Source organism: Euryhalocaulis caribicus, from assembly GCF_000412185.1.
Taxonomy (GTDB): Bacteria; Pseudomonadota; Alphaproteobacteria; order Caulobacterales; family Maricaulaceae; genus Euryhalocaulis; species Euryhalocaulis caribicus.
The window spans coordinates 185,438-198,776 of the sequence record NZ_ASJA01000005.1 but is presented as its reverse complement, the minus strand read 5'-3'; the positions used below and the strand labels follow the sequence as shown (position 1 = coordinate 198,776).

At 65.2% G+C, this 13,339-nt stretch carries 11 protein-coding genes; 8 read left to right on the top strand and 3 right to left on the bottom strand.

Translation table 11 applies throughout. The features are described 5' to 3' along the window. Positions 1-80 precede the first annotated feature (80 nt). The 6 genes from L338_RS06180 to L338_RS16430 all read left to right on the top strand — a co-directional run bounded on the left by L338_RS06180 (position 81) and on the right by L338_RS16430 (position 8,242). Complete coding sequence (locus L338_RS06180) at positions 81-1,010, top strand: NAD(P)H-dependent flavin oxidoreductase (RefSeq protein WP_022697501.1); 930 nt, start codon at positions 81-83, stop codon at positions 1,008-1,010. Next, positions 988-2,733 (top strand): class I adenylate-forming enzyme family protein, encoded by a 1,746-nt coding sequence (locus L338_RS06175; protein ID WP_022697500.1) that lies wholly within the window; start codon positions 988-990, stop codon positions 2,731-2,733. Before L338_RS06180 ends, L338_RS06175 begins: the two co-directional genes overlap by 23 nt. After that, the gene (locus L338_RS06170) at positions 2,733-3,329 is read left to right on the top strand and encodes a 2-hydroxychromene-2-carboxylate isomerase (RefSeq protein WP_022697499.1); all 597 of its coding nucleotides are present in this window, start codon (positions 2,733-2,735) and stop codon (positions 3,327-3,329) included. The genes L338_RS06175 and L338_RS06170 overlap by 1 nt, the downstream gene beginning before the upstream one ends. A 17-nt stretch (positions 3,330-3,346) precedes the next feature. Then, positions 3,347-4,585, top strand: coding sequence for an acetyl-CoA acetyltransferase (locus tag L338_RS06165; protein ID WP_022697498.1), 1,239 nt, complete (start codon positions 3,347-3,349; stop codon positions 4,583-4,585). Beyond that, positions 4,586-4,996, top strand: a complete 411-nt coding sequence (locus L338_RS06160; RefSeq protein WP_022697497.1) for a nuclear transport factor 2 family protein — start codon at positions 4,586-4,588, stop codon at positions 4,994-4,996. A 123-nt stretch (positions 4,997-5,119) separates the two neighbouring features. Continuing rightward, entirely contained in the window at positions 5,120-8,242 is a 3,123-nt protein-coding gene (locus L338_RS16430) for a beta strand repeat-containing protein (RefSeq protein WP_051122715.1), read from the top strand. 11 nt (positions 8,243-8,253) lie between these two features. Here L338_RS16430 and L338_RS06150 read toward each other — a convergent pair whose 3' ends face one another. Beyond that, positions 8,254-9,132: an SDR family NAD(P)-dependent oxidoreductase gene (locus tag L338_RS06150; RefSeq protein ID WP_022697495.1), complete on the bottom strand. Its 879-nt coding sequence runs from the start codon at positions 9,130-9,132 to the stop codon at positions 8,254-8,256. 80 nt (positions 9,133-9,212) lie between these two features. Here L338_RS06150 and L338_RS06145 point away from each other — a divergent pair, with 80 nt between their 5' ends. Continuing rightward, a complete protein-coding gene (locus tag L338_RS06145; RefSeq protein WP_022697494.1) occupies positions 9,213-9,683 on the top strand; it encodes a limonene-1,2-epoxide hydrolase family protein in 471 nt (156 codons plus the stop codon). 49 nt (positions 9,684-9,732) lie between these two features. Then, positions 9,733-11,040, top strand: coding sequence for an MFS transporter (locus L338_RS06140; protein WP_022697493.1), 1,308 nt, complete (start codon positions 9,733-9,735; stop codon positions 11,038-11,040). Here the strand turns inward: L338_RS06140 and L338_RS06135 are convergent. Together L338_RS06135 and paaN are read right to left on the bottom strand one after the other, a co-directional pair. Continuing rightward, on the bottom strand, positions 11,037-11,462 hold the full coding sequence (locus L338_RS06135; protein WP_022697492.1) for a lipocalin-like domain-containing protein: 426 nt from the start codon (positions 11,460-11,462) through the stop codon (positions 11,037-11,039). The genes L338_RS06140 and L338_RS06135 overlap by 4 nt on opposite strands. Next, complete coding sequence (gene paaN / locus L338_RS06130) at positions 11,462-13,156, bottom strand: phenylacetic acid degradation protein PaaN (RefSeq protein ID WP_022697491.1); 1,695 nt, start codon at positions 13,154-13,156, stop codon at positions 11,462-11,464. Before paaN ends, L338_RS06135 begins: the two co-directional genes overlap by 1 nt. Positions 13,157-13,339: the final 183 nt, after the last annotated feature.

The window sequence follows — 13,339 nt, the reverse complement described above, 5'->3', positions numbered from 1 at the left end:
CGGGCCGGATACAGGTCCGGGCCTCTTGAAGGTTTTATTTTGCAAGCTACGATCCGCGTCCCATTACAGACGGAGCGCCCGTGTTCGACGTTCAATCCTTCAAGGCGAAACTTCGCTTGCCCGCCATTGCCGCCCCCATGTTTCTGGTGTCCGGCCCCGATCTCGTGATCGCCACCTGCAAGTCCGGCATGGTCGGATCCTTCCCCGCGCCCAATGCGCGCGACGTCTCCATCCTCGACGACTGGATGAGCCAGATTTCCAGCGCGCTGGACGGCGATGAGGACGCCGCCCCGTGGGCGCTGAACATGGTGGTTCATTCATCCTATGACCGGCTGGACGATGAACTGGCGCTGGTCAGCAAATACAAGCCGGGCGTGGTCATCACCGCGCTGGGCGGTCCGCAACGCGTGATTCCCGCCGTGCATGATTATGGCGGCGCGGTCTTCGCCGACGTGAACAGCCTGGCCTTCGCGAAAAAGGCCGCCGCGGCGGGCGCGGACGGTCTGGTCCTGGTCTCTTCCGGCGCCGGCGGCCATACCGGCGAGATGTCGGGCTTCGCCTTTGTCGACGCGGTGCGCCAGTTCTTTGACGGCCCCATCGTGCTCGCCGGCTCCATCGCCACGGGCCGCGCGGTGCGCGCCGCCGAAATCCTGGGCGCGGATCTGGCCTATGTCGGCACGCAGTTCATCGCCGCGGCCGAGAGCATCGCCGATCCCGCCTATAAGGAGATGCTGGTCTCCGCGACCATTGAGGATATCCAGCGGTCGGACGCCATCACCGGGGTCCCCGCCAACTGGCTGAAACCCAGCCTGAAAGCGGCCGGCATCGATCTGGATCAGCTGAAGGCGGCCAGCAAGGGCCCGAACTTCAAGGACGCCGGGAATCCAGCCAAGGCCTGGAAACATGTATGGTCGGCCGGACACGGCGTCGGACAGATCGATGCGATCCGGCCCGCCGCCGACATCATCGACCAACTCGCGAGGGAATATGACCACGCAAAAACCCTCTAGCTCCGGCGGCTTCCTGTCCGCCCTGTTCGGCGGCGGCAAGGCGAAGGGCGGCATACCGCTCAGCCCGCCCGCCCGCGTGAAGGACTATTACAAGCGCGGCTGGTGGACCGGCCGCACCGTTGACGACGTGTTCCGCGAGGCCGTCGCCGAAAGCGGCGATTATCCCGCCATTGTCGATCCGCTGAACCGCGCCGACCTGCTGGGCAGCGAGCCGCAGCGCTGGTCATTCGGCGAGCTGAACGGCCGGGTGAACGCGCTCTGCAAGTGGTTCGCGGCGCAAGGGCTGAAGCGCGGCGACCGCGTGGTCATGCAGCTTCCCAATATCGTGGAGGGCGTCGCCGTCTTCCTCGCCTGCGCCCGTTCCGGCCTGATCCTCAGCCCGGTCGCGGTGCAGTACCGCAAGCACGAGCTGGCCCAGATTCTGCCGCTGATCGAACCCAAGGCCTTCCTCACCGTCACCAGCTTCGCCGGCCACGCTTACGCGGAGGGCGCGCTGGCCGCCTGCGCCGCCCACGCGCCGGACGCGGTCGTCGCCTGCTGGGGCGATAACGCGCCGGACGGCGCGGTCAGCCTGGATTCTCTGGGGACCAGCAGCACGGACGCCGCCCCACTCGGCGGCAAGGACATCGACCCGAACGAGGTCCTGACCATTTGCTGGACGTCGGGCACGGAATCCGCGCCCAAGGGCGTGCCGCGCCATCACAATCACTGGGTCTTCAACGGCGAAATCATGCTGGAGGCCGCCACGGTGAAGAAGGGCGAGGCTTTCCTCAGCCCCTTCCCGATGATCAATATCGCCTCCATCGGCGGCATGGTCATGCCGTGGCTGATCGCCAAAGGCGTGCTGGTGCAGCATCACCCGTTCGATCTCGGCGTCTTCCTGCGCCAGATCGCGCAGGAAAAGGTCGTCTACACCCTGGTCCCGCCCGCGGTTCTGAACCAGCTCCTCAAAGCGCCGGAGATTCTGGAGAAGGCGGACATTTCCTCTGTCCGCCGCGTCGCCTCCGGCTCCGCCCCCCTCGCCCCCTGGATGGTGAAGGGCTGGCAGGAGGAGCACGGCGTCACCGTCATCAATGTGTTCGGCTCCAACGAGGGCGCCTCGCTGGTCACCACGGGCGAGATCGCCCCGGACCCGGAAACCCGCGCTGCCTATTTCCCGCGCTTTGGCGATTCCGATGTCTGGCCCAGCCGCGTCGGGACCAGCGTCCGCACAAGGCTGGTCGATCCGGAAACGGAAAAGGACATCAAGAAACCCGGCGAGAAGGGGGAGCTGCGCATCGACGGCGCCATGACCTTCGACGGCTACTGGCGCAAGGACGGCATCGACACCTCCTGCTTCGACAAGAAGGGCTATTTCCGCACGGGCGATTTGTTCGAGCTGGTGGACGACAAATTCTACCGCTTCGTCGGCCGCTCGAAGGAGATCATCATCCGCGGCGGCGTGAACATCTCCCCGGCGGAGGTCGAGGCCCTTGTCGAGAGCCACCCCGCCGTGCGCGAGGCCGCCTGCGCCTCCTATCCCGATGAGCGGCTGGGCGAGCGCGTCTGCGCCGTCGTCGCCCTGCATGAGGGCCAGTCCCTGACGCTGGAGGAGCTCACCGCCTTCCTCAAGGATAAGGAACTCGCCGTCTACAAGCTGCCCGAGAAACTCAAGACCGTGGACGCCCTGCCCCGCAACTCGCTGGGCAAGGTGGTCCGCCGCGAACTGAACGAGGCCCCGTAATGGCTGATCCCGTCCATTTCTATTTCGACTTCTCGTCGAGCTATTCCTATTTCGCCTATGACCGCATCGGCGCGGTCGCGGGCAAGCATATGCGCGACCTGGTGCACCGCCCCATCGCGCTGGGCGCGATCTTCAAGGAGCGCGGCCACGCCCCGGACATGCCGGGCACGGACAAGGGCTCATACATCTTCCATGACGTGGAGCGGCAGGCCGCCCTGCTGGGCAAGCCTTACGCCTGGCCCAAGCCCTTCCCTTACAATTCCATTCCCGCCGCGCGCGGCTTCTACTGGCTGGACGCCAACGCGCCGGACCTCGCCCAGCCCTATGTCGCCGCGGTTTTCGAGACCGTCTTCGGCAAGGGTCAGGCCGTCGATGATCCGGACACGCTGGCGGACGCCGCAAAATCGGTCGGCGCGGACGCCGCCGCCTTCAAGGACGGCATCGCCGAGCCCGCCATCAAGTCCCGCCTGATCGAGGAAACCGAGGCCGCCAAGGCCAAGGGCGTCTTCGGCGCCCCCAGCTTCACCGTCGGCGACGAGTTGTTCTGGGGCGCGGACCGCCTCGATTCCCTCGACGCATGGCTGGCGCAGAATTAGGCCAAAGGAGGCTTTAAATGACCCGTCCCGTTTACATTCTTGGCGGCTGGCAAAGCGATTTCAGCGAAAACTGGATGCGCCAGGACAAGGACATCATGGCCGCCTTCAAGGACGCCGTGGACCACGCGCTGGACGCCACCGGCATCGACCCGGCGGATGTCGAGACCGGCCATGTCGGCAATTTCGTGGGCGAGCTTTTCAACCATCAGGGCCTGATGGGCGGCTTCTTCGGCATGTGCCGGGAGGAATGGGCCGACCTGCCCACCGGACGCCACGAAGCGGCCTGCGCCTCGGGCAGCATCGCCCTTCTCGCCGCCTCGGCCGAGATCGAGGCCGGACGCTATGACCTCGCCTGCGTCGTCGGGCTGGAGCAGATGCGCAATGTCCCGGGCATCGAGGCCGCGGGTCATCTGGGCGCGGCCATCTGGTCGGGCCACGAGTTCGAGGGCGTGGCCATGCCCTGGCCGCACATCTTCGCCAAGCTGGGCGACGAATATGACCGCCGCTACGGCCTGAAGCATGAGCATCTGGCCGGCATCGCGAAAACCAATTTCGAGAACGCCCGCCGCAACCCGAACGCCCAGACCCGCAAATGGGAATTCACCGAGGCCAGCTTCACCACGGACGACGAGGCCAACCCGGTCATCGACGGGCGCATCCGCAAACAGGATTGCGGCCAGATCACCGATGGCGTCGCCGTCGCCTTCCTGGCATCCGAGGACAAGGCCCGCGCCTACGCCAAGCAGCGCGGCCTGAAGCTGGAGGACCTCGCCAAGATCGAGGGCTGGGGCCATCACTCCGCCCCCATCGCCTATCAGGCGAAGATCGATGCCGGCGGCAACAGCCCCTATATCTTCCCCCATATCCGCCAGACCGTGGTGGACGCCCAGTCGCGCGCGGGCACGACGCTGGACGCGGTGGACGTCATCGAAACCCATGACTGCTTCACCACCACCGAATACATGGCCATCGACCATTTCGGCCTGACCGCGCCGGGCGAAAGCTGGAAAGCGGTGGAGGACGGCGTTATCGCCATAGACGGCGAAAAGCCGATCAACCCGTCAGGCGGCCTGATCGGAACCGGCCACCCGGTCGGCGCGACCGGCGTGCGCATGGCGCTGGACGGTTTCAAACAGGTCACCCGTCAGGCGGGCGGCTATCAGGTGGACGGCGTGGAGCGCGTTCAGACCCTCAATATCGGCGGCAGCGCGACCACGGCGGTCAGCTTCGTCATCGGCCGCGGAGAGGCAGCTTAAATGGCGCATATCGACACCATCCAGACCGTCATCGATTGCTGGAAAAAAGGCGACCTCGACGGCGTTCTGGACCAGCTGCATGATGATGTCGTCTATCACTACCACGTCGGCTCCCGCCCGCTGGAGGGCAAGGACTGGGTGCGCCGTTTCCTGGAAAAATTCGGCGCCGGCCAGACCGAGATCCGCTGGTTTATCCGCCACTGGACCCAAGACGGCGACCGCGTGATGGTTGAAGGCGTGGACGATTATGTCGACGCCGAAGGCACGCGCATCCAGACCCCCTATATGGGCGTCTTCGAATTCGAGGACGGCAAGATCAAAAACTGGCGCGACTATGTCGATCTCGGCCTAGTCAAGATGATCAAGGACGGCGACGGCCTGCCCGAATGGGTGAAGCCGCTGGTCGGTTAAAGTGCAAACACAGGTGCGACAAATCGCGCACGGAATCATAGCGGGTATGCCTAACATCCGTTCTGTGTTTGTGACATTCTGCGGCGAAATTCCATCTTGTCATTTCAGCAGGTGCCGCCGCCCATGCTCTTTACTTTTCTTGAAACCGAACCCGGCCAGTTTCCTGTCCTCGACCGGATCCGCGACCGCATAAACGACCGCAAGGACGCCGCCGGCGTGAAAGCCCGGGACGACGCGCTGGACGCGGACGCCGACGCGGTGCTCAATGGCGACCTCTTCGCCGACAACGGCTCCGGCGCCGATAGCGAACAAACCATCGGCGACCTGGAGATTGCCTCGGTCAACGGGTCCTTTGCCGATGTTGGCGAGACCATCACGCTGGATTCCGGCGCGCTGCTGACCGTCTATGAAGACGGCACGTTTGATTACGACGCCAACGGCGCCTTTGACGATTTGACGGACGGCGAATTCGCTACCGAGACTTTCACCTATCAGGCCCGCAGCACGTCTTCGCCCTTCGCCATGGACCAGGCGACAGTGACAATCACGGTGGGCGGGGTGAACGGCGCTCCCGTGATCACCTCGGGCGGAACGGCCTCCTTGGCGGAGAACGAAACCGACACCGGTTACACGGCGACTGCCGATGACGACCCGGGCTCCGTCATAAGCTTCTCCATTACCGGCGGCGCGGACGCCGCCCTGTTTTCCATCGACTCCGATACGGGCGAGCTCACCTTCAACGTCGCCCCGGACTTCGAAAACCTCGGCGATGATGACGGCGACAATGCCTATGAGCTGGTCATCACCGCCACCGACGATGATGCGCTGAGCGGCAGCCAGAGCGTAACGGTGACCGTGACGAACGCCGACGAGACGCCGGTCATCACCTCCGGCGGCTCGGCCAGCGCGGCGGAAAACCAGACAGACGCCGGCTACACGGCGGCGGCGCAGCCCGACGCGGGCGACGATGTTGTCTTTTCCATCTCCGGCGGCGTGGACGCGGCGCTGTTCTCCATTGACGCGGACACCGGCGAACTGACCTTCAATGCCGCGCCGGATTTCGAGAATCCGGGCGATGACGACGGCGACAACGCCTACGAGGTCGAAATCACCGCCACCGATAATGGCGGGCTGACCGATGCGCAGGCGGTCACCATCAATGTGACCGATCAGAACGAGGCGCCGGTTCTGGCCGCGGGCGCGGCGGAGATCATCGACGTGGAAACCCTGTCGCCGCAGCAAGGTTTCATCCTGCGCGGTGATACGGCCTACGACATCTTCGGGATCAGCTCATCTTCGGCCGGAGATATCAATGGCGACGGGTTCGACGACATGATCGTCGGCGCCGCCTATGGCTATGACGGCGGCATCATCGCGGGCGAGGCCTATGTCGTGTTCGGCGGCGACAGCGGCTTTGGAACCGCTGACGGATCCGGCCGCAACGTCCTGGACATGACCAGTCTCGCGCCGGATGAGGGTTTCATCCTGCAGGGCGCGAACGGCTATGACATTACCGGGGCCTCGGTTTCCTCGGCGGGCGACATCAATGGCGACGGCATCGACGATATGATCGTCGGCGCGCCGTATCTGAACGGCTTCTTCGGCGCGGGACCCGGCAAGGCCTATGTGATCTTCGGCTCCACGGAGGCCCTGGGCGCGGTCGACGGCACGGGCCGCGCGGTGATTGACCTCGCGGACCTCGACGCGGAAGACGGATTCATCATCCAGGGCAGCGCGGATTATAACTCCACCGGGTTTTCGTCGGCTTCAGCCGGAGACGTCAACGGAGACGGCCTCGACGATGTCATCGTGGGCGCTTTCGGCGCCAATAATTCTGAGGGCGAGGCTTATGTTATTTTCGGCTCCGAGGACGGGTTCGGCGCGATCGGCGGATCCGGCGCGGACATTGTAAACGCCGCGACCCTGACCGCCGATCAGGGTTTCGTCATCAAGGGGGACGCGGCGGACGACTCGATGGGCTACTCGGTTTCCGGTGCCGGCGACATCAATGGCGATGGTCTGGCCGATGTGATCGTCGGCGCCGATTACGGCGGCGACGGCGGCGCGATGGCAGGCGAGGCTTATGTCATCTTCGGGTCTGACGGCGGATTTGGCTCCCCCGACGGCGACGGGCGGCAGGTCATAGATCTGACGAACCTGGCCCCTGAGGAGGGATTCATCATCCAGGGCGATGAGAGCCTTGACGGGCTGGGCCGGTCCGTTTCCAACGCCGGGGACATCGATGGCGACGGCTTCGACGACATCATCGTCGGGGCGCCCGCCGGCGGTGATGGCGGTTCTTACGCCGGCGAGGCCTATGTCCTGTTCGGCGGCGATCAGGGCTTTGGAACCGTGAACGGCACGGGCCGGTCGGTCGTGGACATGACGGGCCTTTCACCTGAAGCCGGCTTCGTGATCCAGGGCGTCGCGAACAACTATACCGGCATTGCGGTGTCCTCCGCCGGCGACATGAATGGCGACGGGTTCGATGATCTGATCATCGGGGCCGCGCTTCCCTTCGGCGGATCCATCGGCAAGGCCTATGTCCTGTTCGGCGGCGATAACGGCTTCGGCTCTGTGGACGGGACAGGCCGGCAAGTGGTCGATCTGGACAATCTGACCGGCGATCAGGGTTTCGTGATCGACAGCGATATTCTCGGCTCCTCGACCGGCTTCGCGGTTTCCGCGGCGGGCGACATCGATAATGACGGCTTCGACGACATCATTGTCCCGGCCCCGGGCGAGGGCGATGCCTATGTCATCTATGGCCGCGCCAATGTGGCCGCGGACGCCTATGTCTCGGTCGGCGAAGGTCAGACCGATACAGGCTATTCCGCCGCCGCCGCCGACCCAGATTCCACCGATACGCTGACCTACTCGATCACTGGCGGCGCGGACGCCGCCGCTTTCGTGATCGACGCGGCCACAGGCGCGCTCAGCTTCGCCTCGGCACCGGATTTCGAGACGCCGGGCGATGCGGACGGGTTCAACGATTATGAAGTTGAAATCTCGGTCACCGATAGCGGCGGTCTGACGGACAGCCAGCTTGTCGCGGTCACCGTTACCGACGTGAGTGAAGGCGCCGGCGCCGAAGCGGCCCTAGCCGCCCTGGCCCGGCCGGACGATCCGGAAGATGCGGGCGGCGGAGGCTTCGCAGGGGAAACGACCGCTGCGCCTCTGCCGGACTTTGCGGACGCGACCCTGTTTCATGCGCCACACGCCGATATGGACGCCTGGCTGTTCTGACGCGGCATGATCTAGAGCGTATTCAACAGTTCCAGGAAATCGTCCTGCGCCGTCCCGGCTGAATGGGTGGCGTCCTTGTGGGACGCTTCCTTCATGCCGGCGTCGGTTGCCTCGTCGCTGGCGTCGGCCGGGATGATCACCGCCTCCGAGGTCAGGAAGCGCGCCCGGCGCACGCGGTCCGCGCCGGCGATGAAGACTTCACCGTTCGCCGTGCAGGCGGGGCTGGCCAGCCATGTCGCGCACAGCGCCGCGCGCTCCGGCTCCACGCCGTGCTTGGCGTTGGGCGGCATGTAATCGTCCGTCATCTGGGTATGGGCGTAGGGCGCGATGGAATTGACCTTGACGCCCCGGCCATCGCCCTCGAACGCCAGCGCCCGGGTCAGGCCGTACAGCGCGGATTTGGAGCTGGAATAGGCCGCCATCCCCGGCGCGCCCAGTATCCCGGCGGTCGACATGGAAAACACGATGCGTCCCGCGCCGCTCTCTTCCAGATGCGGCAGCGCCGCCCGCGCCAGATCGGCGGCGGCAAAGAAGTTCAGCTCGAAAATATCGCGGAAAGTTTCTTCCGGCTGCTTGGTAAAACGTTTCGCCTCGCCCACGCCGGCGTTGGAAATCACATAGTCCAGCCGCCCGAACGCCTCGCGCGCCTGCTCCACCATCTTCGCCGCCGCGCCTTTTTCCATCGCATCGACATGGCTGATCTCTGCCTTGCCGCCAGCGCTGCGGATTTCCTCGACCACCGCGGCCGCGCTGTCGGGCGCGCCTTCCCGCACGCGGTTATTGACCAGCACGGCGGCGCCGCGTTTGGCCAGCGCCAGCGCATAAGCGCGGCCCAGACCCTTGCCCGCGCCCGTGATCAGGCCGGCTTTTCCATCGAGTTCGAGATTCATTTGTCGGTTCTTGCTTGACGGCGCACGGTATGTGCGGGAACTATGACTTGCATAAACAAACCTTATCGGGAGGAATTCCAATGCGCAATATTCTAGGCGGCGTCGCCGCCCTTGCCGTGCTCGCCATCGCCGCTCCGGCCTTTGCCGACACGGACGAAGAAAAGCTCGCCGTCGCCAATGAAATGATCCAGGCGTGGAACGATCAGGACTGGGACAAGGTCGTTGACCTGTTCGCCGAGGACGGCTCGCTTCACTCCATGATGGTCGAGCCGATCGTCGGCCGCGAGGCCATTGGCAACCGCATCGGCCACATGGCCGAGGGCATCGAGGAGATCGAGCTGAAGATCCAGAATCTCGGCGTGATCGACGGCGTGGTTTTCATGGAGCGCATCGACGACTTCACCTATAACGGCCACGCGGGCGAAGTGCCGGTCGTGGGCGTTGTCGAGATCGAGGACGGCAAGGTTCAGGAATGGCGCGAATATTATGACCGCGCCGAACTTCTGGAGGCCATGGGCGTCGAAACGGACTTTGATTCCGAAGCACGCTAGGCTTCAATTTCCGACCTGACTCACACAGACAAGAAGCGAACCGTCGCCCATGACCGAGACTGAGACCGCCGCGCGGGACGATTCCTATCCGCGCCCGATCATCGCATGGGCGACGGTCGCAATTCTTTTCTTCGCCTATATCTTTTCCTTCATCGACCGGATGATCATCAGCCTTCTGGTCGAACCCCTGAAGGCCGAATTCAACGTCACCGACACCCAGATCGGCCTCCTGATGGGGCCGGCATTCGCCCTGTTCTATACTATCGCCGGCCTGCCCATCGGCCGCCTGATCGACCGCACGCGCCGCTTGCGCGTGGCGGGCATCGGCGCCGCCATCTGGTGCGCCATGACCGCGGCCTCCGGCATGGCGGGCAGTTTCTGGCAGCTTTTCGCCGCCCGGATCGGCGTCGGCGTGGGCGAGGCCACGCTCTCCCCGGCCGCCTATTCCGTCATCTCCGACAGTTTCCCGAAAAAGCGCCTGGGCCTGGCCATGGGCGTCTACAGCCTCGGCTCCGCCACCGGCGCCGGGCTGGCCTTCCTGCTGGGCGGCATGGTGGTGGCGCTGGTCACGAACGCCGGCTCGTTCAGCCTGCCGCTGGTCGGACAGCTGGAGCCCTGGCGCGTCGTCTTCATCGCGGTCGGCCTGCCGGGTCTGCTGATCGCCGCCATGCTCTGGATGCTGCCCGAACCGGCGCGCAAGGGCGTCGTCACGGACGGCGACCACGCCACGCTGCGGGACCTGTTTGCCTTCCTGAAGTCGCGCGCCGGCTTCATCTCCATGCATTTCCTCGCCGTCGGCATGGTCAATCTGGCCGTGTTCGCCGCCGTCTCATGGACCGCCGTCCTGTTCGTGCGCGTGCACGGTTTCGGCGTTGCGGAGTCCGGCTATCTGACCGGCGCCGCGCTGATCGTCGGCGGCATGATCGGCCTGATCGGCGGCGGCTGGCTGTCGGACAAGGCCGGCGGCTCGGTGAAGGCCCGCATGGCGGTTTGCGGCGGCGCGGCCGTGGTCGGCGCGGTCTGCGCCGCGTTCTATTCGCTGGTCCCCAATCCCTGGCTGGCCGCCTTTATTTTCGTCTTCTTCTTCGCCGCCGGCGCCACGCCCATCGGGGTCGCCGCCGCCGCGCTGCAACAGATCGCGCCCAACCGCATGCGCGCCACCGTCTCGGCGGCCTATCTGTTCGTGGTGAATTTCGTCGGGCTGGTGATCGGCCCGCCGGCCGTCGCCGCGCTCGCCGACATGATGTTCCCGGGCGAGGAAGGCATCCGCTATTCCATCGCCATCATCTCGCCCGTCGGCTACGCGGTCGCCATCGTCTGTTTCTTCCTGGCCATGCGCTTCGCGGGCGAGGACTAGCGCCGCTTCCAGACCAGGGCGTGATGGCGGGCCTTGGCGCCCGTCCCCTCGTCCGCTGACAGGGTCAGCGTCTCCCCCTCCAGCAGCACGTCGCGCACCTGTGTCGTGCCGACGAAGTCGGGGTTCAGGGCCAGCGTCACCTCGTGCCGCACCTGATCGCCGTCCAGCGTCCAGCGCCCGGCGTATGAGAAATAGGAATCGTAAGCGGCGGCCCGCTCGCCCTCCGGCGCATTGCGGATATCGGCGCGCCCGAACAACGGCCGACCGCTACGCGCAATCGCCGCCGACATCGCCCCGTCCGCGGTATAGAGGATCATCCCCTCCGGCGCCTCGCCGAACGGATGCGTCTTGCGCCCGTCGGGATAGGAAATCGTCCAGCTGACCAGACGCCAGCTCCCGATCAGATCCTCTTCGCGCGCCATCACGCCGCCGCCGGTTCGCGGAACTGCACGATGCGGAACCGGTTGGCAACGAACGCCAGATCCGCCAGGCACGCATTGCCCGCCGGGTTTAGCCCCGTGACGTGATAATCGCTGTACGCGGCGGCGAAATTGATCGGCATGTTCGCCGGCATGTTGCACCAGAGCGAGGCCCCGGCGTCGGCAAACGCGTTCTGCGCTTTGCTGAGATAATCCGGCTGCGCCGAGTAAAGGTAGGAGCTGATCGCCCCCTTCTCCCGCGCCAGCCGCGCGGCGTTGGACAGCGCCGCATCCGCGTCCGCCTCCCGGATCAGGAAGGCGACCGGCGCGAAATGCTCCTCCGAATAAAGCTCGGAATGATCCGCATCGGTCTCGATCACCAGCGGCGTCGCGGTGCGCGCGTCCGGAAACTCCGGGTGGTCATAGGGGCGGCTGTCCAGCCGCACGCGACCGGCCTTCCCGGCCGCCCCGCGCAATTTCTCGATCAGCTCCAGCGAGGCTTCCGCCTGCACCGCCGCGCACAGCGCCGCGGCGCGCTTCGGATTGCCCGTCCGCTCGGCAATCGCCTCTGTCAGCCGGTCCGCGAAATCGTCGAACGTGATCCGCTCGCCGTCCGCGACAATCCCCTCCGCCGGCACATGAATGTTCTGCGGCGTCGTGCACATCTGGGCCGAGAACCCGCACAGCACATTGGCGAGGCCATTGATCAGCCCGTCGAGATCGTCCGTCGACTCGATCACCACGCCGTTGCATCCGGCCGTTTCCGTATAGACCAGCTTGTCGCGGCAATTCTGTTCGATCCACGTCCCGAAGCGCTGGCTGCCGGTATAGTCGATGATCGCGCAATCGGCGTGCTGGATCAGGTCGATCGTCGCCGGCGCCTCCCGCGTATCGGCGGCCAGCAGCACAAGGTTCGGGTCGAACCCGGCGCCCGCCAGAACCTCCCGGCACCGCTTCACCGCCATCGCCACCGGCAGGATGCCATTCGGGTGCGGTTTCAGGATCACCGGATTGCCGGTCATCAGGTTGGCGAAGATCGCCGGATAGGCGTTCCACATCGGAAAGGTCGCGCAGCAGATCACCACCGCCACGCCGCGCGGCCGCGTGCGATAGGTCTTTTTCAGGCGCACATCCCCGCCCGCGCCGAAATTCTTTTCCCATTCGGCTTCCTGCGGGATGTCCTTCAGCGCCTTGTAGCCATAGGCCAGCGCCTCCACCCCGCGGTCCAGCGCGTTCGCCCCGCTGCCGGAAAACGCCATCAGATAGGATTGCCCGGCCGTGTGCATGGTCGCGTGCGCGTTGGCGAAGGCCTGGTCTTCCAGCCGGAACGCCATCTCCAGGCACACCCCCGCGCGTTCCTCGGGCGTCAGGGCGTTCCAGCCCGGCATCGCCGCCCTGGCCGCCGCGAACAGCGCATCCGGGTCCGCTTTCGGATAATCGATGCCCAGCGGTTTCTGCGTATAGGGCGAAACCTCGTATCCGGTCCGCCCGATCTCCCCCGGCTGGTCCAGCTCGAAAGGCTTGCCCAGCATCGCCTCGAACGCCGCCTTGCCTTCGGCCGGCTTCTCATTGCCGTGAATCTTGCTGGAGGGCGACTCCTTGAACGGGCTCCAATAGGCGCGCGTGCGGCAGGCCTCCAGCGCCTTCTCCAGGGTGACGGCGTGCGTTTGCGCCAGATCGGCGGCCTGTTGGGTCATGGGGTCTGTCTCCTCGACAAGAAGGAACGATTTTTGTCGTCCTTGGTATCCGTTATGCAAGTCGCGTTAAAGCCCGTTGGCGCGGTGCGGCGCGGCAGTCGCGCAGGCATAAGCCCAGCCCCGCCAATGCCGCAAAGCACAATAAAAAATGTTGCATCGCAACAATATATACTGGCTTTCACT